General features: G+C 47.7%; 18 protein-coding genes. 14 read left to right on the forward strand and 4 right to left on the reverse strand.

The annotated features are described in order from the left end of the window. The first annotated feature begins 21 nt into the window (after nucleotides 1–21). Nucleotides 22–4,395: a SpaA isopeptide-forming pilin-related protein gene (locus R2K26_RS06450; RefSeq protein WP_316519284.1), complete on the forward strand. Its 4,374-nt coding sequence runs from the start codon at nucleotides 22–24 to the stop codon at nucleotides 4,393–4,395. Between the two features lie 51 nt (nucleotides 4,396–4,446). Next, nucleotides 4,447–6,618, forward strand: coding sequence for a SpaH/EbpB family LPXTG-anchored major pilin (locus tag R2K26_RS06455; protein WP_316519285.1), 2,172 nt, complete (start codon nucleotides 4,447–4,449; stop codon nucleotides 6,616–6,618). Nucleotides 6,619–6,752: 134 nt separating this feature from the next. Here R2K26_RS06455 and R2K26_RS06460 read toward each other — a convergent pair whose 3' ends face one another. Both R2K26_RS06460 and R2K26_RS06465 read right to left on the reverse strand, forming a co-directional pair. Beyond that, nucleotides 6,753–7,022 (reverse strand): Txe/YoeB family addiction module toxin, encoded by a 270-nt coding sequence (locus tag R2K26_RS06460; protein WP_316519286.1) that lies wholly within the window; start codon nucleotides 7,020–7,022, stop codon nucleotides 6,753–6,755. Between the two features lie 2 nt (nucleotides 7,023–7,024). After that, nucleotides 7,025–7,288, reverse strand: coding sequence for a type II toxin-antitoxin system RelB/DinJ family antitoxin (locus R2K26_RS06465; protein ID WP_316519287.1), 264 nt, complete (start codon nucleotides 7,286–7,288; stop codon nucleotides 7,025–7,027). An 89-nt stretch (nucleotides 7,289–7,377) separates the two neighbouring features. Here R2K26_RS06465 and srtB point away from each other — a divergent pair, with 89 nt between their 5' ends. The 5 genes from srtB to R2K26_RS06490 all read left to right on the forward strand — a co-directional run bounded on the left by srtB (nucleotide 7,378) and on the right by R2K26_RS06490 (nucleotide 11,852). After that, nucleotides 7,378–8,169: a class B sortase gene (srtB, locus tag R2K26_RS06470; RefSeq protein WP_316519288.1), complete on the forward strand. Its 792-nt coding sequence runs from the start codon at nucleotides 7,378–7,380 to the stop codon at nucleotides 8,167–8,169. Beyond that, nucleotides 8,166–9,053, forward strand: a complete 888-nt coding sequence (locus tag R2K26_RS06475) for a class C sortase (RefSeq protein WP_316519289.1) — start codon at nucleotides 8,166–8,168, stop codon at nucleotides 9,051–9,053. Before srtB ends, R2K26_RS06475 begins: the two co-directional genes overlap by 4 nt. 4 nt (nucleotides 9,054–9,057) lie before the next feature. Further along, nucleotides 9,058–9,267 (forward strand): helix-turn-helix transcriptional regulator, encoded by a 210-nt coding sequence (locus R2K26_RS06480; RefSeq protein WP_308450017.1) that lies wholly within the window; start codon nucleotides 9,058–9,060, stop codon nucleotides 9,265–9,267. A gap of 529 nt (nucleotides 9,268–9,796) precedes the next feature. Beyond that, nucleotides 9,797–10,357 carry a recombinase family protein gene (locus R2K26_RS06485; RefSeq protein ID WP_316519290.1) on the forward strand — a complete coding sequence of 187 codons (561 nt, stop codon included), beginning with the start codon at nucleotides 9,797–9,799 and terminating at the stop codon, nucleotides 10,355–10,357. Nucleotides 10,358–10,481: 124 nt separating this feature from the next. Next, nucleotides 10,482–11,852: a SpaA isopeptide-forming pilin-related protein gene (locus R2K26_RS06490; RefSeq protein WP_316519291.1), complete on the forward strand. Its 1,371-nt coding sequence runs from the start codon at nucleotides 10,482–10,484 to the stop codon at nucleotides 11,850–11,852. 106 nt (nucleotides 11,853–11,958) lie between these two features. On the opposite strand, the gene R2K26_RS06495 is transcribed toward R2K26_RS06490, so the two are convergent. Then, complete coding sequence (locus tag R2K26_RS06495) at nucleotides 11,959–12,489, reverse strand: hypothetical protein (RefSeq protein ID WP_316519292.1); 531 nt, start codon at nucleotides 12,487–12,489, stop codon at nucleotides 11,959–11,961. On the opposite strand from R2K26_RS06495, the gene R2K26_RS06500 reads away from it, so the two are divergent. Together R2K26_RS06500 and R2K26_RS06505 are read left to right on the forward strand one after the other, a co-directional pair. Further along, entirely contained in the window at nucleotides 12,479–12,745 is a 267-nt protein-coding gene (locus tag R2K26_RS06500) for a hypothetical protein (RefSeq protein WP_316519293.1), read from the forward strand. The genes R2K26_RS06495 and R2K26_RS06500 overlap by 11 nt on opposite strands. A gap of 136 nt (nucleotides 12,746–12,881) precedes the next feature. Next, nucleotides 12,882–16,784: a VaFE repeat-containing surface-anchored protein gene (locus R2K26_RS06505; protein WP_316519294.1), complete on the forward strand. Its 3,903-nt coding sequence runs from the start codon at nucleotides 12,882–12,884 to the stop codon at nucleotides 16,782–16,784. 352 nt (nucleotides 16,785–17,136) lie between these two features. Here the strand turns inward: R2K26_RS06505 and R2K26_RS06510 are convergent, their stop codons facing one another. Next, nucleotides 17,137–17,703, reverse strand: coding sequence for a hypothetical protein (locus R2K26_RS06510; protein ID WP_316519295.1), 567 nt, complete (start codon nucleotides 17,701–17,703; stop codon nucleotides 17,137–17,139). Between the two features lie 464 nt (nucleotides 17,704–18,167). Here R2K26_RS06510 and R2K26_RS06515 point away from each other — a divergent pair, with 464 nt between their 5' ends. The 5 genes from R2K26_RS06515 to R2K26_RS06535 all read left to right on the forward strand — a co-directional run bounded on the left by R2K26_RS06515 (nucleotide 18,168) and on the right by R2K26_RS06535 (nucleotide 21,034). Next, on the forward strand, nucleotides 18,168–18,596 hold the full coding sequence (locus R2K26_RS06515) for a hypothetical protein (protein WP_316519296.1): 429 nt from the start codon (nucleotides 18,168–18,170) through the stop codon (nucleotides 18,594–18,596). Between the two features lie 125 nt (nucleotides 18,597–18,721). Then, nucleotides 18,722–19,444, forward strand: a complete 723-nt coding sequence (locus R2K26_RS06520; RefSeq protein WP_316519297.1) for an Ig-like domain-containing protein — start codon at nucleotides 18,722–18,724, stop codon at nucleotides 19,442–19,444. 16 nt (nucleotides 19,445–19,460) lie between these two features. Further along, nucleotides 19,461–19,775, forward strand: coding sequence for a DUF3852 family protein (locus tag R2K26_RS06525; protein ID WP_177714061.1), 315 nt, complete (start codon nucleotides 19,461–19,463; stop codon nucleotides 19,773–19,775). Between the two features lie 6 nt (nucleotides 19,776–19,781). Beyond that, nucleotides 19,782–20,738: a conjugal transfer protein TrbL family protein gene (locus tag R2K26_RS06530; protein ID WP_316519298.1), complete on the forward strand. Its 957-nt coding sequence runs from the start codon at nucleotides 19,782–19,784 to the stop codon at nucleotides 20,736–20,738. A gap of 11 nt (nucleotides 20,739–20,749) precedes the next feature. Beyond that, nucleotides 20,750–21,034, forward strand: coding sequence for a hypothetical protein (locus R2K26_RS06535; protein WP_308449922.1), 285 nt, complete (start codon nucleotides 20,750–20,752; stop codon nucleotides 21,032–21,034). The last annotated feature ends 2 nt before the right edge of the window (nucleotides 21,035–21,036 follow it).

The following is a 21,036-nucleotide window of genomic DNA, read 5'->3' on the forward strand; positions in this document are numbered from 1 at the left end:
CTATGAAAGGAATGGCAAAAAATGAAGAAAGCAAAATGGATTTTGGCCGGAACGCTTGCGGCGTTAATGCTTACGATGTCACTGCCGTTAAGTGCTCTGGCGGATGAAGCCGACGTGCTTGCGGAAAGTCCGGGCTTTGAAGTTTCGTTTGATGTAGATACCGGGCAGGAAGAAGTTTCGGAAGCTCCTCCGGCAGATATTGAAGCAACACCGGAGCCTACCCCGGAGCTTACCCCGGAACCTACCGCAGAGCCGACGCAGGAGCCAACGCCTACGCCGGAAAGTACCGCTACACCGGCCCCGACGGCAGAGCCTACCGCAGCTCCTACGGTTACACCCGAAGTTACCGCAACGCCGACAGCAGCGCCTACAAGCACGCCGGAGCCGAGTGCTGCCGCATCTCCTACGCCCGCTGTACCGAGCACATCCCCTGCTGTAACGCCGACGCCTACGCCGTCACCACAGCCGGTGGTGAACCCAGTAAAGCTTGAGCACGACGTATTGGATAATGTAGATAAGGTATGTATCTACCTGTTCCCTGTGCCGAACAGCAGTGAAATCACACAGGAATACAGCGCCGAGCACAAGGCGATAGATATTGCCGCATCAAGCGGATCGCCTGTATATGCGGCAGAGGATGGCACTGTAAGCTATGTGCAGATTTGGGACGGGTCGTATGACACCACCGGCATGATGAGCTATGGTCACATGGTCGAGATCAGGCACGCGGACGGCAATACGACGCTGTATGCACACTTATCTGAGATCAATGTGCAGCAAGGCGAAAAGGTTGTGCGCGGGCAGCGCATCGGGCGTGTCGGCAGCACGGGAAATGCTACCGGCCCGCATTTGCACTTTGAAGTCATCACTTCGGAGGGTAAAGCCGATCCGGCAGAATACCTGTGGACAATGCCGGGCGAGTGGATTATGGGCTATGCCGCCGATACAGAGGCGGGAATATCGCCTACTGCTGTTGGCAATACAGGCAAATCCGTTATACATTATTATTCGCTCGCCAAAGAAACGACGACAACAGTGACCGGCTCATTAGGTCATCTGCCCACAAAGACGATTAAGTCCGGCTCAACTGAATATCCAGCATATTGTCTCGAAAAAGATAAGCTAATTTGGGGCGGCATAGATTTTACATGGTCGTCGTTTACTGTGCCGCAGCAGACGACTATGAAGGCTATCCTGGCGGAAGGCTTTCATGAAACAAATTCTCTGGATAAGTCCGATTGGGGTAATGCACAAGGCAGCGGTTATAAAGGCAATTACGCCAATGAAACTGCAAAATGGCTTGTCACGCAATACCTGATCTGGGCAGCCGAAAAAAACTACATCACCAAGCACAGCAATACAAGCTGGACATGGAAATCGCAGGTCGATACCGACCTTGAAACCGTTGCCAAAAATGCGTATAACCCTACAGTAGTTCGCAGCTACTACGCTGAGGTCAAAGCCAAGCTGCTCAATGCTTATACGATTCCCTCCTTTGCTTCAAGCAGCTCATCCAGCTTTTCGACGACAACAAAACTGTATTGGGATGGCAGCAAGTATACAGCAACCGTCACGGACAGCAAAGCTGTTGCTGCCTATTATACGTACACCTATAACGGTATTACATTCGCGAAAAACGGCAATAAGCTCACAATCTCGACCACAAAAGAGTATCCGTCGGGCGTTGTTGCAACGGGATCGCGTACCATAGGCGATGACAGCAACCTCGCTTGGTGGAAATGCACAGATTCCGCGATTCAGCTCATAGCCACACCACTTGGCAAGACTAAAACGGTACGCAGTTATCTCAAAGTGCAGACGGTTACACCGTCCTATTACATCTATCTAAAAAAGTCCAGTGCTGACACATCTATGACTAATGGTGATAATAGATACAGCCTTAAGGGTGCTGTGTACACCGTTTACAGCGGCAATACAGCAGTAGCGACTATAGCCACGGACGCATCGGGATACGGATACACAAATGTTGCCCTCCAAAACGGACGGTATTCCATCAAGGAAACCACTTCTCCGAAAAACTACTACAAGGACGAAACAACGCATTGGGTAACGATTTCTTACGGAGACGCTGCATTAAATGTATCAGATGTTCCGATACCATTGGAGTATAGTATTAACCTCACGAAGACGAGTGCCAATGTCTCTATCACAAACGGCGACAGTGGATACAGCCTCGCCGGAGCCGTGTATAAAATCTATAACAGTTCAGGTACGGAAGTTGCATCCATCACCACCGATTCGTCGGGTAAGGGAACTTCAAGCGTGAAATTAAAAAACGGCACATATACCGCCGTGGAATCCAAAGCGCCTCCGGGGTATGCCTTGGACACGACAAGGCATACCGTTAGGATCAACAATGCTGACGCAACTCTGAATGTTAGCGATGTGCCTTTGATTAAGACGGTGACACTAACCAAAACGAGCGCTAACACGTCGATCACGGCAGGCAACAGCAATTATAGTCTCGCCGGAGCTGTGTACGATGTGTATGAAGGTAATTCTGCTACGGGTACGCCGGTTGCATCGTTCACAACTAACTCGTCGGGAAAGGCTACATTAAGTAGAACTCTTATTCCAAATACGACCTATACAATTTTGGAACGAACTCCGCCTCCCGGATATGTGAAAGATACGACGCCACATTCGTTCTATCTTGCTTACAACTCGGCAACAATGAATGTGGTGGATGACCCAACGACCATTCGTCTTACGGTTAAGAAAAAGGATTCTGAAACCAATACCAGTGTGGCACAGGGCAACGCTTCGTTAGCGGGAGCGCAGTATAAAGTGACCTATGTCAACGGCACAAAAACCGTTGAAAACATCGTTACGACGAATAGCTCGGGGTCTGCAACGCTTAGAGGTCTTCCGATTGGTGTGACTGTAACTGTACGAGAAATTACAGCCCCAGCAGGATACAAGTTGGATCCCCGTGTGCACACCTACGTTACAACAACCAAAACAGAGAAAATTGAATATGACCTCGAACCCGAAGATTTCACCGAAGATGTCTTTAAAGGACACATCCAGATCACCAAGCAGATTGAAATGCTCGGTGCGGATGCACAGCTTGAACAAGGCGCTGAATATCAGGTGTATCTCAAGAGCGCAGGCAGCTACAATGCAGCAAAGGACACAGAGCGAGATTATCTTGTGACCGGGGCGGATGGCAAGGCAACCACCAAAGACCTGCCTTACGGCACGTATACGCTGCATCAGGTCAAAGGTGTGCCGGGGCGTGAATTGAAAGACATGGATGTTGACGTCCACGAAAACGGCAAAACGTATGAGGTGACGCTCACAAACGAGCTTAAGAAAGCACAGCTGAAGATCGTAAAAACTTCCGAAGACGGCAAGCTCGAAGGATTCACTTTCAAGATCACGAGACTCTCGGATGGGTACAGTAAAACATACACCACAAATGCGGCCGGTGAGATCATTACAGATCAGATGCCTGTATACGTCGATGCAGATGCAACGCAGCTGTATGAGTACAAGGTCGAAGAAATCAACGTGCCGGATAAATATCGCACACCGGATGCACAGACGGTAACGCTTACCTATGGGCAGACGGCAGAGGTTCGTTTTTACAACAAAATCTCACGCGGCACGCTTGAAATCCTTAAAGTAGACCACGACGGTGTGACGCCGCTCGAAGGCGCGAAGTTTGAGATTATAGACGATAACGGTAATGTAATTGCAACCAAAACTTCCGGGCCGGACGGAAAAATCAAGGTAGACTCGATCCTTTACGGAAAATACCACTGGTCAGAGGTGATGGCTCCGAAGGGTTATGAACTTGATGATGCCGTGCATGACTTTGCAATCGAGCACGATGAGCAGATCGTAGAAGTTACGCAGGAAAACACCCCGAGCGTGGGCTCCATTACAGCTAAAAAGGTCGATGCCGATGGCAATGCTATACCGGGCGTAGAGTTTACGCTTGAGTACAGCACCGACGACGGCGCGACATGGACTCCGGTAGAAGCCAGAGCGGAAGACAGCAAGCCTTCCATCGGCGGATGCACAAGTGCAGTCGTTGACGGCGCACTTATAACCGATGAAAACGGCGTCACTACCTTTAATGGGCTACAGGTCGATAACCAGACCGTGACGATTCTTTATCGCTTAACCGAAACCGGCACGAAGTCCGGCAACACATTGCTCGCAGCGCCTTTGTTTATCGGCAGCTTGCCGCAGGTGCTTGATGACGGTACAGAAACCGTTGATGTGGTTGTTACAGTGGTCAACAATCAAAGTTTTGCATTGCCGTCTTCAGGCGGTAACGGCATGATGGGCGTGCCGGTAGGCATTGCTCTCGTACTGATTTCCGCATCCTGCATTTTAATGCTGATGCGAAAAAAGAGATTTTAAGGGGATTCTACAACCCTTGGAATAATAAACGAAGAAAGGAAATGAGTAGAAATGGCAAAATCCAAGTTAATCTCTCGCATTGGTGCTTTGGCTTTAGCAGCAGCTCTGGCTTGCACCTCTCTGATCTCGGCATCTGCGGCAAGTATTGCAGATGCTACGATCGACACCTCAAGGACGGCCAACCTCACGCTGTATAAGTATGATTTTACGAATGCAGCCAAGGATGGCGTGTGGAACGAAGGCAGCTACGTTTCCACCGGCCAGTACGACCAGCGCGTTAACGACACGCTTGGCGGAGCAACGCGCAAAGGCGACACCGATACAACGTCCGATCTCGGCAACGGGCAGACCTCGAACGGCTATGCAATTAAGGGTGTAGAGTACACGTACTTAAAGGTTGCAGACATAACCCAGTTTACGGAGTCCGCAAATGACGGTCAGACATCGGAACACGTTGAAGTGCTATATGCCATCGACAAGACCAAGGGCGCAGATATGCTCGCAGCACTCGGCCTTGAAAACGGCAAAGACAGCTATGCAAACGCGAACAAGCTGGATGATGCAAACTGGTATTATCAGTCCGACGTGCTGATTAAGGCGCTGTCCGACAGCCTGACTGCAAATGCAACGACCACCAAAAACGCTCTTGAAGCATACGTTGCGGCAAACGGCGGTACAAAAATGCTGGAGACCGATGAGGATGGTAAGACCGAGGCAAATGACTTGCCGCTCGGCCTTTATCTGCTCGTTGAAACCAAAGTGCCTGAAATGGTAACGGGCACCACGGATCCGTGCTTTATCTCCCTGCCGATGACGAGCGTTGACGGCGGTATGACCAACGGCGACACGAACGGCAACATTACGACCGGCGGTCACGACTGGCTCTACGACGTGACGATTTACCCGAAGAACACCACCGGCATTGTAACGCTCGAAAAGACCGTTCGTGAAGCCAAGAACGATACCGGCAAGAACAATGCCTCCGATGTTATCACCGACGGCTTTGCACACAATGCAACCGCATCCGCCGGTGACACGGTGGAATACCAGATCATCAGCACGCTGCCGACGATCACGTCTGCGGCCACCAATATCAGCGATTATACCTTTAAGGATGTTCTTGCACGTGGTCTTTCCTACAATGGCGAAGTAACGCTCGAATTCTTCAAGGATGCAGCTTGCACGCAGTCTGCTGCAAAGTGGACGGAAGCTGACAACAAATTCACGGTTGCAAAAGCCGAAAACAGCGATAAGTCCCACACCATGACGATTGCCATGACACCTGCCGGTCTCAAAGAGATCAACACAGCCAATACAGCTGCGAATAACGCGAACGGCGCTCTGTACGCAGGATACAGCAACTACACGCTCCGTATTCGTTACAACGCAAAGCTTAACTCCGACGAATCCCTTGTTTACGGCGATGCCGGCAACGAGAACAATGTTGTCCTCACATGGAAGCGCTCTAACGATAAGTATTTTGACACGCTCATCGATGACTGCCATATCTATACATACGCGATTAACGTTGCCAAGACCTTTAGCGATGGTAAGGCAGAACAGACGATGTTCGATCACGTTCTCTTCAAGGCACAGAACAAGACTGACAGTTATTATGTTATCGCTACGCTGAACGCTGATGAGGGCATCTGGTATGTCACCGGCCACACGGATAAGGAAGCCGAAGCTACTGCGCTGTATCCGGTAACATGGAATAGCAAGCCCGGACAGATCATCCTTAAGGGCGTCGAGGATGACCAGTACATCTGGACAGAGCTCGAAACGGCCAACGGCTACACGCTGCTCAAAAATAACATTGACGTAACGATCAAGTCTGTCGATGATGTAAACCGCCCATGCGACATTTACAGCAAAGATACGCTTGGTGTTATCCAGAACGACCCGCGCTACAACTTCCCGAACAATGAAGATTATAAGCTCGCGAACATCCCGCAGACGCAGCTCGCTCATAACTATCAGACTGCATCTGCAACGGTTGACGGTAACGACGTCACAATGCTCGACGATGAGATGGATACGGGTTCCACCAATGCAATCGCTCCGCTGCAGGTCGTGAACACCAAGGGTTTCGAGACTCCTATGACCGGTGAAAACGGCACATGGGCGCTTGCTATCGGCGGCGTTCTCGTCTTCTGCCTCGGTACTTCCGCATTCATTTTCTTCTTGGTTTTCAAGAAAAGAAAAGAGCAGGAAAATAAGTAAGAGTACACCAAAATTTTGAATTAGGTTTACCTCGCAGGGAGGGCTCAGTGACAGCACTGAGCCCCACCCAAAGCCTGCAACCTGTGTGTAGGCTTTGGGTGAAAAGGAAAAGAGGACGGTTTCCCGTCCTCTAATCAATCATCATAGTGTCCTCTACAAGCAAAGATTATAACTCTCTCATCTTCGACAGCGTAAACAAGTCGATGTTCTTCATCAATTCGCCTACTCCAAAAACCTGTGAGATTTTCTTTTAAAGGTTCAGGTTTTCCGATGCCTTCAAATGGATTACGACTTATATCTTTCAAGAGCTTGTTTATCCTTTTAAGATTTTTCTTGTCCTGCGATTGCCAGTAAAGATAATCTTCCCAAGCATCTAAATCCCATTGTATTACTTTAATTGGCATAATCAATCCTCTATCAACTCGTGTTTTGCAAATTTAAGTGTTCCAGCTTTATACGCTGCCATCTTTTCTTCCAAGTAGCGCATATTGCTTTCCGAGTAAAAAGGATCAACGGAAAGTTCAAACGGGATACGTTTCTCTCGGCTGACTTTCTTGGCAAACACAGTAAATGCTGCTGATAAAGATAATCCCATATCTTTGCAAGCTTGTTCCATACCTCGCTTTGTTTCAGCATCAAGTTTGAAGTTTACATTAACCATATCAGACATTATTCATACCTCCTTTCAACTATATTATATGCAAACATAAAGCAAAAATCAAGTAAAAATAAAGAAGATTTCTTTAAGAAGGTGAAAACATGCCCCAAAAGCGAACGCATAAAGGTGCGCAGATTATAGCCATCATCATCGCGATTTTACTGCTGTGCGTCGCGGGATTTTGCGCGTATCTGCTCATCCATAACCAACAGCAAAAAGCAGAGCAAAAGGAGATGTTTGCAACCATAGCCGAAAAGGTGGACGCAGCTGAAAGTGCGTTGGGAGATTTGGAGCAAATCGGCAATGCGGCACAGTTGCTTGATGTATACCGAGAGCTGCACAGTTATAACTCAGACTTTGTAGGCTGGATACGCGTGCCGGGAACAGAGATCAATTACCCGGTAATGCAGTCGCCGGATAGCCCCAATTATTATTTGCGCCGAAATTTTGAGAAAGAGTACAGCAATTTAGGCACGCCGTATTTGCAGGAAAACTGCGATATACGCACGTGCGATAACTTGATAATTTACGGCCACCACATGCTTGATGGCGGGATGTTCAGCGACCTCGAGCTCTATAAAAAGAGAAAATTCTTTCAGCAACACAAATACGTGCGTTTTGACACATTAGACGAGCTGGGGCTATATGAGATCATGGCGGTCGTCATCACAACGGCCTATCAAGCAGACAGTTTTCAATACTACAACTACGTAGAAAACAACGAATTAACCTTTAATACATACGTCAACGAATGTAAGCAGCGTGCCTTATATGATACAGGCATGGATGCTGAATACGGAGATAAATTAGTTACTCTATCGACATGCGAATACAGCAGCGATAACGGCAGGCTGATCGTCGTCGCCAAAAAGATTGGAGGGATCAAAAAATGAGCAAACGCAAAAACACCATCATCATTATCTGTTTTATAATTGTGATCCTGCTCGGTGCGGGTGCAGCTGCGTACCCGTTAATTGCATCAATTAACAACGAGCACACACAATCGCTCGTACAGACGGAATACGAAGAAAAGCTTCAGCAGATTGACACTTCGGAAATCGATGCAGCGTTGGCGGCAGCACAGGAATATAACAAAACAATCTCTACCGTGCAAATTGAGAACATCGATAAAATCAAAGCCGACCTGCCGCCATACGAAGATCTTCTGAACCTTGCCAATAACGGCATCATGGGCTACATAGAGATACCGGCCATTAACATAGACCTGCCTATATACCACGGCACGACCGGTACGGCGATGGAAAAGGGCGCGGGTCACATGGAAGGCACGTCGCTGCCGGTAGGCGGTATCGGCACACACGCCGTGATCTCCGCACACTCCGGCATGGCGAGCGCAAAGCTTTTTACCGACCTCGATAAGCTTGAGCTTGGAGATATGTTCTTCATCACGGTGTGCAACCAGAAATTAGCTTACGAAGTGGATAACATCGCAGTGGTGGAGCCCACAGACATTGATTTGATCCGTATCGATACGCAGCAAGATTACGTCACATTGCTCACCTGCACACCGTATGGCGTGAATACGCACAGATTGCTTGTGCGCGGCCACCGGGTGGATATGGCCGAAGAAGCCATAGCGGAGGTTGAAGAAAAGGCAGTGCCGGAGGGCAGCACGTGGATAGAAAAATATGCGGAAGGACTTGCAATCGGCCTCATAACTTCCTTTGCGGCGATGCTGTTGCTGCTGTTGATCTTGCTAATCCGCCGCAGACAAAAAAAGAAAACCGGCAACATTGCCGGTTCTGAAAGGAAGTGATAGAATGCCAAACGCTTATATAGAGCTGATTGATAGCCTGATTTTACAGCGGCAAGCACTTAAAATATCGCAGCGCGAATTAGCTTCTGCCGCCGGAGTTTCGTGGACGGAGGTTGCACTCATGGAGCAGAAAAAGCACATGGTACAGCTCCGGGCACTGCTGCGGATAGCAGCCGCGCTAAACTGCAAACTGGTGGCCGTGAGTGTCGAATAAAAACATTGCCATATAAGGTGATTTCTGGTAGAATAAAAACGAACTGCAATATGCGGTTCGGGTGCTGCCATAAAACGGTGGACGGTTTGGCCCTCAGATGCGGATTTTCCGCACCGTACGAGGGAACATTTCTTGGATATGAAAATATCCCTCAATCCAGTACGGAGAGAGGGATGACGCTTATGAAGCTCGAGCTGAACTTTAGCGATTTGTGCCAGTTGGCACTTGTCATCATTGCTCTGATCGAACTATTTCGTAAACGCGAACATAAAAAGAAGTGAGCCGCCCCATGCCAAGGTATCGGCTCAACTTCTTTAAGCTATACTGAGGGCTAACCGTTCATCGGCAGCACTCTTTCTATCTACAAGTATAAACGACCTGTGAGGGAATGTCAAGAATGAACTGTTTCAAAAGTTATACCTTTTGATTCAATGTACATTCATGTGTCAAAAGATATACTTTTGTAGTTTTGAAATGTAGCAAAACTATTTGGTATCTTTTGGCACGTTTTTGGTTAGGGAGGTATTCAATGATTATTTTCTATGCCCGGTGTTCTACCGCAGAGCAAAACGAGGCGCGACAGCTGGGAGATGCACATGCTTGCCATGCAGAGAAGATCTACATAGATAAAGCATCCGGCAAAAACAGAGATCGTCCGCAGCTTGAAGCTATGATAAGCTTCGCCCGGGAAGGTGATAAAGTCGTCTGTTCGGATATATCCAGAATTGCACGCAACACGCGCGATCTACTTACCATTATAGACGAGCTGCAAAAGAAAGGTGTTGCTTTCCAAAGTCTGAAGGAGTCAATCGACACCTCTACCCCGCAAGGTCAATTTATGCTGACCGTATTCGGAGCATTAGCGCAGCTTGAGCGCGATTGCATCCGGCAGCGTACTGAAGAAGGGCGCCGCATTGCGATGCAGGAAGGTCGGATCACCGGGCGGCCGAAAGTGCAAGTCGACAAGAAACAGTTTCTGCAAGTCTGTGTAAAATGGCGTGCTCACGAAATTACAGCCGTAGAGGCACAGAGACTTACAGGACTTACAAGCAGCACGTTTTATCGGCATGTAAAAGAAATGAAAATTTAATTATCACTTGTTATTGAAATGATTTTATGATAGTATTAAAATAACGATAAAGATATATTCAATTTCAGACAAAAGTTGCACTTTATGCAGCTGAAATAAAATCAAAGCGAGAGGAAGTAAAATCATGAAGATGAAAAAAGCGTTTGCGTGTCTTCTGGCCGTTCTGTTGATCTTCGGTATTATGCCGACAGGTGTATTTGCGGATGAGACTTCTGACGGAGAAACCACAGACGAACCGCGTTACAAAGTGGCTATTCAGTTGACTGACTCAGAAACGGATTTCACAAACGGTAATCCGTATTACAGCCTTGAGGGCTCTGTGTACGACATTTACAAGGATGTAGACGACCCGGACAATTATCCGTATTGGGAACACGAGCCATACGCAACAACGCAAGCTACAGATGCAAACGGTTACTGCGAGGTTCCTGGTGGATTGCCGAGCGGAAATTATGTTGCGATTATGCGCACAAGAGCAACGGGGTATCGCTACGATCGGAATCATTACGTTTTTGGAATCACGGATAAGGATGTTCTCTTAACCGCTACAGTAAAGCCCAGTTCGATTACCATGAAAATCTACAAAAACGACCGTGATTACGGCGCAGCAGCCGGTGATGCAACGCTTGGCGGCGCAGTTTATCGCGTATACTATCCGCAGGGTACAGGTGAAACCTATAGCGACATTACGACCGACGAAACCGGTTTTGCTATGGTGGAAAATATGCCTTTCGGACAAATCCGTGTGCAGGAAATCACAGCGCCGACCGGCTACAAGCTGGACCCGATTGTACACACGTATAATATCACAGTCGGCGGTAATGAAGAACCTTTTGTTCTTGACAATTTCAGTCTCAGAGATGAAGTTATCAAAGGTCAGATTGCTATAAAAACGCAGTCTGACATTGCGCTGCTGTCGCTCGATACGCTTGATGCACAGGATCGCAAATTCGAGGTTTACCTTGCATCCGCCGGAAGCTACGACAATGCAAAAGAAACCGAGCGTGACATCGTAACCGTCGATGAGAATGGCACGGCACTTACGAAGCTTCTCCCTTACGGCACATATACCGTGCGTGAGATCGGCGAAGACGGCGAAGTGCTGTCCGATAGCTTCAATGCTTCCATCATCGAAGATAAAAAGACCTATGTATACACGTCCGACGGAGAGCCGGAAGAAAAGCCCGAGAGCACAGCAACACCGGCACCGACAGAAGAGCCGACTGCGACGCCGGAGCCTTCTGGTACTCCCGCACCTACGGCAGCACCCACTGCAACACCTACAGCAGCACCTACGGCAGCACCTACGGCAACACCCACAGCGGTTCCTACAGCAACGCCTACGGCAGCACCCACTGCAACGCCTACACCGGCATCTTCCATGCCGAAAACCGGCAGTGACAACACGGTCGTTTATGCTGCAATCATGATCCTGATGATCTCCGCAGCGGCTATGAGCGTTATTATTTATCGTAAGCACCGCAATGTAAAATAAAATATCTCCCATACGCAGCGTAAGCAGGTGCCGATAATTCAGCACCTGCTTTTTGCATACTTGATTTGAAGAAAGTCTCGCGCTATAATTTAACTGAGGAGCTGATTTACATGAAAAAGAAAATCACAGCTATTTTAATGACAGCAGCATTGATGCTTACCATGGCGGCGTGTGCGGGCAACAGTACAGCGGATACCGGCGTTGAAAGCTCTGCATCCAGTGCAGTGAGCAGCAAGCCGGTTTCGAACACAAGCTCCACGGCCGCAAGCAGCGCCAAGCCGAGTGCATCGGCGAAGCCTACGGCTACTCCCTCTGCCGGTGCTGCGGCAACGGCTAAGCCTACCGCAACGCCGAAGCCGGAGAGCAAAAACGAAAGCAGCACCGCTGTGAAGCCCTCTGCTACGGCTACACCGAAACCGGCAGCAACCGCAAAGCCGAGCAGCTCCAATACTTCCAACAGCAAGCCTTCCGGCAGTGCGGCCAGACCTGCACCCGCACCGACTGCGAAGCCGACAGCTGCACCCACCGCAGCTCCGACAGCTAAGCCTACGGCAGCTCCTACCGCAGCACCAACGGCGGTTCCCACCGCGACGCCGAAGCCCAAAGAAAAGGTTTGGGTCGTGGATGTGCCTGCCAAAGAAGAAGTCGGACACTGGGAAGATGAGTATATATCAAGAAGTGTATGGGTGTATCAATGCAATGGATGTGGGCAGATATTTGACACTGAAGACGGAGCGGCAGATCACAATCTTACAGAATGCTTTGAGGGGAATTACACTTGCGGTAGCTATACGATGGTTGGCGGAGAACCTTATAAAGAATATACAGGAAATAAATTTTGGGTCGTGGACATACCTGCCCAAGAAGAAGTCGGACACTGGGAATATAGATAGGAGAAAATAAAGTGAATATTGCAGACTGAAAGCACTTGATTTTATAATTGAGTGCTTTTTTAATACTCAAATTCAAGCCGTATCCCTGCGATGCGGCTTTTTTCATATAGCAAAATCTTTGAAAGGAAGCAAAAACATGAAAAAGAAACTCAAAAAGTCACTTGCGTGTCTGCTTGCAACGTTGCTGATTTTCAGTACCGTGCCGATGAGCGCTCTTGCCGATGAGGCAGTTGCACCGGTTACAGTCGAAACAGTCGTTGAAGAAGCTGCACCGGGCACGGAGCCAGATGTAGAACCTAAACCGGAAATCACGGCAGAACCGACCGCGACGCCGGAGGCAAGCGCAAAGCCCTCTGCCGAACCGACAGCAGAACCCACACCGGAGATAACAGAGGAACCGACTAAATCGGAGGTCAGTGCAGAGCCGGAAGCAACGGCTGAACCCACTGCCTCCCCTACGCCAAACCCCGAGGATGGAATCAGTCTATTAGCGCTCGGCGATGAGGCGGTTACGCGTTACCGCACGGTAGGCATCAACGGTAATTTCAGTTCTAACTATTTGTATGATCTCGGTCAATACCCGCTCTACGATATCCTGTTCAATGGCACAAGCTATCCGGCCTACTGTTTGCAGCACGGTAAGGGTCGTGTGAACAACGGAGCATACGTGCAAAGAGACAATTATGGCATGACTGAAGCTATGCGCCGCATCGTGGCTTATGGTTTTAACGACACAAACGCTTTGCAGGACGGCAATAACGGTTGGTACAGCGCCGAAACCGCCAAGATGATGGTCACACAGCATCTTGTTTGGCTGGCGTCCGAAGGCTATATTACCGTAGACGGTACAAACTGGTCTTGGGGTTCCGGCATCGATAACGATGTTGAGCGCATGGCAAATCTGGCGTATAACGGTTCTGTTGTGCGCAGCTATTATGCGGAGTTAAAAGATCGTCTTTTGCGGTCGGAAATCGTCCCGTCGTTTGCAGGAAAAAACAGCGACGGCAGCGATGCACAGGAAATCGCTTTGCAGCTTGTGAATGGCAAATATACGGCCACCGTTACCGATACCAACGGCGTGCTGGATTTATTTGATTTTCAAAAAGCAGGCTTTGATATTTCCCGTAACGGCAATACGCTGACAATATCTATGAGCACGCTGCCGGAGCAAGAGACCACAATTATCGGTGCAGGCTACACCGTCGGCGATAAAAACAGCATCGCCGTTTGGGAGGACAGAGACCAGCAGGCCAATATTCAGCACCAAGCGACCTGCCCAGGCACAACGCAGATCATGGCGTACATCAAAATCAAAGGCGAAAAGCCTTCGTATACAATCACGCTCAACAAAACAAGTGCTGATTTGACGACTACTAACGGCAACCCCAATTACAGCCTCGAAGGTGCGGTGTACTATGTTTATGAATATGTCAATACTCCGGATTATCCGTATTGGGATTATGAGCCGTATGCGACCTTTACCACAGACGCAAACGGTCATGCTGAACTTAGTAAAAAGCTCTCTCCGAACGACTATGTAACTTTTGAAGCCGTAGCGCCGAAGGGCTACTGTGCAGACAGCAAAACCCATAAATTCACCGTCACGGGAGAAACAACGCTAAATGTTGTGGATGACCCGGGCACAATCGTATTATCTGTTCATAAGAAAGACAGCGAGACGGATTCGGATCAGGCTTCAGGTAATGCTTCTTTGGCCGGAGCAGTATACCGTGTAAGCTATTTGGTCGATGGCCAAATGGTTTGTAAAGATATTACCACTAACAGCAAGGGCGTTACAGGATTAAATAAAATCCCCCTCGGCCAAATCACGGTTCAGGAAATTACTGCACCGATAGGCTACAAGCTCGATCCGACTGTGCATACGTACAACATCACAACGCTCGGTACCGGTGATGTTTATGAACTCGAACCGAAAGACTTTACGGAAGATGTCTTCAAGGGCAAAATTGCGCTGCACAAGCAGTACGAAACGCTCGACAAACTTGCTGATGAGCAGGGCGCAGAGTTTGACGTTTACCTCAAATCTGCGGGCAGCTTCGATGCAGCCAAAGAGACCGAGCGCAACCATATCACCACCGGCGCGGATGGCATGGCAACCACAAAGGATTTACCTTACGGCACATACGTCGTGCATCAAACAAAGGGCGGCAACGGCCGTCAGCTTGTAGCCGATTTTGATGTTTCAATCTCCGAGGATGGCAAGGTTTACAGCTATGATCTTGTCAACGTACAGAAAAATGCACAGCTCAAAATCGTAAAGACTTCCGAGGATGGCGTAATCGAGGGCATCAAGTTCCGCGTGACGCGCCTTGAGGATAACTATTCCGCAGAGTATGTAACGAATGCCGCAGGCGAAATCCTTACCGAAACACTCCCGATTTACGCGGACAAAGACGGCGCAACCAAGTATCAGTACCGCGTGGAAGAACTCGATACAGAGAAAACCTACGGCTATCAGTTGCCTGACCCGCAGATCGTAGAACTCAGCGAAGGCGAAATTGCTTCTGTAAGCTTCCACAATGTGCCGATTGAAATCGGTACGAAGGCCACCGTTGAGGGAGAAAAAGAAGTTGATCCGCTCGATAAAGTTACGCTGACCGATACGGTATCATACACTGGCCTTGCTCCCGGTAAAGAGTACAAAGTAACCGGCGTACTGATGGATAAAGAAACCGGTGAAAAATTACTTGTGAATGGGAAAGAGATCACCGCTGAAACTACCTTTATCGCAGAAACAAAGAATGGCAGCATAGACGTTACCTTTATCTTTGATGCAACGGGCTTGCATGGCAAAGAGATCGTCGTGTTCGAGGATTTATACCGTGAGAACGTGCTGCTTGCTACCCATGCGGACATCAACGATGAAGGGCAGACGGTAAAGATTAAGAATCCTGAAATCGGAACAAAGGCAACAGCAGACGGCAAAAAGGAAATTACAGCGGATAAGATCACGATTACCGATGTTGTGAGCTATAAGGATTTGACCCCCGGTAAAGAATATAAGCTTACCGGTGTGCTGATGAACAAAGCCACGAACGATAAGCTGCTCATCGATGGTAAAGAAATCACGGCAGAAGCTACCTTTACGCCAAAAGCTACCACCGGCGAAGTTGAGATGACGTTTACTTTCGACGCGCGTGAGCTGACAGCCGAAACTGAGGTCGTAGTTTTTGAAAAGCTTTATCGCGACGGTATTGAAATTGCAGTACATGCAGACATCGAAGATGAGGGTCAGACGGTGAAGATTCTGCCGCTGCATGGCTCCATTATGACCACCAAGGTAAACGCAGACGACCCGACAGATAAAATCTCCGGTGCGACGTTCGGCGTTTACTCTGATGCAGACGGTGACGGCATCTTCAACGCTAAGACCGATAAGCTTGTTGGCACGCTTCAGGAAGGCGACACCGGCGTTTATACGCTGGATTCCCTCCCTTACGGAAAATTCTTCCTACACGAGGACAAGGCTCCTGAGGGCTTCGTACAGGACAACATCTACTATCCGTTTGAGATTAAAGAAGACGGGCAAATCGTAAACTTTGAGACTGTTCCCGGCAAAGATTTCCCGAACAAGCCAATCGAAGGCACTGTTACCACCACAAAGGTGGATGCTACCAACCCGCAGCACAAGCTTTCCGGTGCAGTATTTGAAATCTACCGCGATGCAGACGGTGATGGCCGCTACACAGAGGGTGTAGATACGCTCATCGGCCGTATGGATGAAATAGAAACCGGCTTCTATTCCCTCTCCGACCTTGTTTACGGAAAATACCTGATTTACGAAGCACAGGCTCCGGCAAACTTCGTGCGCGATACGATCTACTACCCGTTCTCTATCACAGAAGACGGCCAGACCGTGACGTTTGAAACGATCCCGGGCAAGGACTTCCCTAATAGCCCTGTTCCTAACCGCCCGAAGACCGGCAGCAGCCGCAGTGTTCTTCCCTACATTGCTTTTGCCGGTTCTGCTTTAGGTTTGACTACCGTACTTCTGGTTCGCCGCAAAAAGAGAAAATAAATTTTGAATAGCATTGCAAAAAGCAAGAGCGCCCGGACCATCCCGAGCGCTCTATGTGCAATGTTAATGAGGAGGTACATCTACTTTATGAGTAAGCAAATAAAAGCTATCATAATGCTACTAATTTTACTAATTTCTTTACGCACACCTGTTATGGCCGCTGATACCGATACCTCAAGCACAAATATTGACTCGACTATCAGTTGCTCTGAAGAAAATCAAGAAACTCAATTTTTGCTTCCGCTTGACCCGGAATCGCAGCTCCGCCATCTCAAATTTGAATTAGTCTGCGCAGCCATAATTGCAATATGTGCAATAGCTGCTGTTGTATCCGCCATTAAGATTATAAAAATCAAGAATTCACCGGCTGCAAAAGAACGATCCATACTTCGCCTTGATTCCAAACACTCACACAAGTATAAACAATAACTCCACCAGAATTATTTTTCGCAATAAGTTCCCCATTCTTTGTTAATTCAGTTCCAGAGTTTTCGCCTCTAAATTTCTCAACTACTTGATATTTTTGTTGGATTCCATCCTTCAAGTCAATATATGCTATATCACCTATTACGCATTCTTTCAATGTCTTGAAGCCTTGATAATTGTGATCTCCAATAAACCAGCCGCCCTTTGACGAACCCCAAAACTTGACAGCAACATCATCTTCATCCATTGCATTTTTCATTTCATTAGCATTCTCTTGGGTAATAAGCTCAAACTCATAGAGACCAACATCAATGTCGACTGCCGGAATTATAAATCTCCCTATATAGTGTTGGCTTTCTTCCGTGAAGTTCCGGCTGATTGGATGTAGCGTAAAATGACGAATAGCCAAAACAGATAAAACACTAGTAATTGAAATTACAAAAACAGCAATAAGCATTACAGATAATTTGTTTTTAGTTTTACTCTGCTTCACGTGTTTATCTCCTATTCTTTTAATATTTTGTATTAACACTATTTAGTCACCAAAGGAATTGTACCATGCACAAATTATTTATATACGCAAAGCTGTTCCATATTGGCCTATTTATTATAAACCTATCTTGCCTCATATTCAACATTTATAAAATCTTCACTCACACTCCAACCAGCAACAGTATTTTCATCTACTTATTAGGAGCTATAATCTGCGCGCTCGGAACACTCATAACTTTCATTCTAATGATTCGGGAATTACTAAAATAAATTCAAACAACGATGCACATAGAATACACAAATCACCCCAAGTGCTCTATACCAGATTTGATTTGTCTTCAATTCAATTTTACCCATGCAGAGCGAAAAAGCCTACTATCGCCGGATAGCAGGTTTTTTTAATGCAGGAAGACCGGTCGCTACCCCGGCAGGGCCTGCTAATTTAGTTTTAAAGGAAGGAACCCCATGGTATCAAAAGAGTTTTTTGAATTTATATCGGCACACTGCGGAAATGTGGTTGCATGGCTTCTAACTTTATGGCCGTTTATACATTTGTTGCTTATGATTTTTCAATTTATTTTTGAACTTCAACGAGAATACAAAAATTTGCTAAAACAACCGAATTATAAGAATATTTCACCAATATGGATAATGGCTTTAGAACTTGCAAGTGCAGATATTTTGCCGCACATAGTTCTTTATTCTTTTTTAACGATTTTTTACTTTGACGCAAAGGTCGGAGCGATTCTATTTATTGTTTCAATCATACTGTTCTTAATCTTTGTTTTAGATTTTACAATAGAATTACAAGTAAGTATAACACCAATGGCTGTTATTACTTTGATAGGAGCAGTTTTATTGATTGAATTACTTTTTTACTTTTTAGGTTTTTGATTATTTAAGAAGCCCATGCAGAGCGAAAAAGCCTACTATTGCCGGATAGCAGGTTTTTTTAATGCAGGAAGACCGGTCGCAACCCCGGCGGGGCAACCTGTAAATTCAAAAGAAAGGATGAGCAAATGCAAAAAAGAAAAAAACTCGCCGTGATCGGCACGCTGCTTATCGTGTTGGTCGCCGGTGGTATTGTATGGCAGGTCGTCGATGTCAATCGCACCGGGCGTTCGCCGGTATCAGCTCTATTTAAAAATGAAGGACAAGAAGCTTCTTCCAATGAACCGTCAGCTGATCCCGTTACAATCGTCTTGCGTGAGGAAGTGCCGACGCCAACACCATCTCCTACCCCATCGCCAACACCTACTTCGGCTCCAACACCGACGTCGACACCTACTTCTGCACCGGCAGAATCGTCAAAAACCGGAAGTACTTCCGGTTTTTCGACTGAAAGTCGGCCATCGGGTTCGCAAGCAGGCAATCAAAACACTGCTGAAGAACCCAAAACAACGCCAAAACCAACGCCAAAGGTCACGCCTACGCCTCGACCGCAGGTCATTGAGGCAACGCCGGAACCCACTCCCGTCCCGGAGGTGCAAAATATCTCGCTTGATACATACAGCATCGATATTTTGCCCGGAGACAGCTGGCGCATCAACATTGCCGCAGCACCTAGTGATTTTTACAGCATGGGCGCGCAGTGGGTGTGCAGCAACTCCGCTGTTGTCTCTCTCTCAGGTTCCGATACTTCCGGCGTCACCATCACGGCCGTAAGCACAGGCTCGGCCACCATCACCGTGTATAGCCGCAGCACCGGTCAATCCGCAAGCTGCACCGTCAACGTAAATTAAGAAAAGAGGTAACTTTATGAACATCTTAAATCAGCTCTATTTTCTCGCTATTTCACATTTACCGGCATCCACCGTCGCCACAATCTCAGGTGCACTCGAAAGTGCTTTTAACAACAATGTTAAGCCGGAAATGAAAGCTATTGGAAATATTATCATGTATATTATCTCCGGCGTGCTCATCATCGCGTTCGTCGTGAAAGGCGTTTTCGTGTGGAGAGACTATCGTCATAACGGCGGAGAAATTCAATGGAACGTACTGCTCGTTCTGTTTATTTGCCTTGTGGTTGTTGTTTCCGCGCCCTCGTGGATGTGGAGCGTCATTGGGTGGTGATGACCTATGTTTGCAAGCTCATCGCTCGAGGAAATTTATCACTATGTGTACTATCAGCTCACCTCTGTTGCCCTCACTATGCTCGATGATGTAAACGGACTATCCATCAACTTCTTCAGCAACGAATTCATACAAGCTATTGTGAATTTCTTTACCCTGTTTGCTTGGGGGCTGGGATTGACCGGCGCAGCCATTGCTATAATGGACTTTGCCGTTTCCTATCAGACCGGTGGAGGCGGCAGCTTTGCCGGAACCGGTATGAACATGCTGCGACTTTTAGTCGCCCTGCTCACTTTTTCAAGTATTCCTATTTTGCTGTTTCAAACAAGCATGGATATTTACGGCACGGTGCGCAGCGTGGTCGTCGGATCAATGGACGGCGCAACCGTCGGCATAACCGATTTGGTCAAAGGCGCTGTGCAAAGTATGTTTAAATCTGTTTATGGCACACTGCCACCGGTTAAAATCGCAAACGGAATTTGGGAATTCCTCAAAAAGCTTACAGACGGCTTCCAAGCCACCGATCCCGCCGATGCCGTACTTTCCTCAAATGCCGACTGGTGGGCGCTTATTCAGCTTATCATTCTTGTGTGGGCAATCTTCAAGATTTTCTTTTCCAACCTCAAACGCGGCGGTATCCTTCTCGTGCAAATTTGTGTAGGATCAATGCACATGCTTGCGCTTGCACGCGGATATACCGACGGCTTCGGAAGTTGGTGCAAACAGGTTGCAGCTTTGTGCTTTACTGCTTTTGTGCAAAACCTGCTCTATCTGCTCGCCATTATCATGATGCAGGATGCAGCCTCCTCAAGCCTGTATTTTTCGCTCGGCCTGCTGCTTGTTGCTGCCGAAGTACCGCGCATTGCGCAAATGTTCGGTCTCGATACTTCCGCAAGGGTCTCACTCGGCAACGCTGCACACAACGTCTCCTCCGTGGTGTCGTTGGTCAAGCAATTCGCATAAGGAGAAAACATATGAACGACGATCAAAACTATTTTTTCTACCCGGAAAATCTCAGTGAAAAGGCATTGTTTTTCGGTTGGACGGGTATAAACCTTGTTATCATCGCAGTGGGGCTTGTGCTCTCTACCCTTATCTTTTTCTTCTCTTTTGTCTGGGTTCCGCTGTTGATAACCCTGCTGTATATGGTGTTGACTTTTACAACCGATAATCAATCACTGCTTAAAGTCATACAGAGATATATCAACTATCTGTTTTTAGACCAGCTCGAGTACTTCTGGGGCGAGCCTAAATATTAAAT

This window comes from Neglectibacter sp. CSJ-5 (assembly GCF_032490475.1).
Taxonomy (GTDB): Bacteria; Bacillota; Clostridia; order Oscillospirales; family Acutalibacteraceae; genus Hominenteromicrobium; species Hominenteromicrobium mulieris.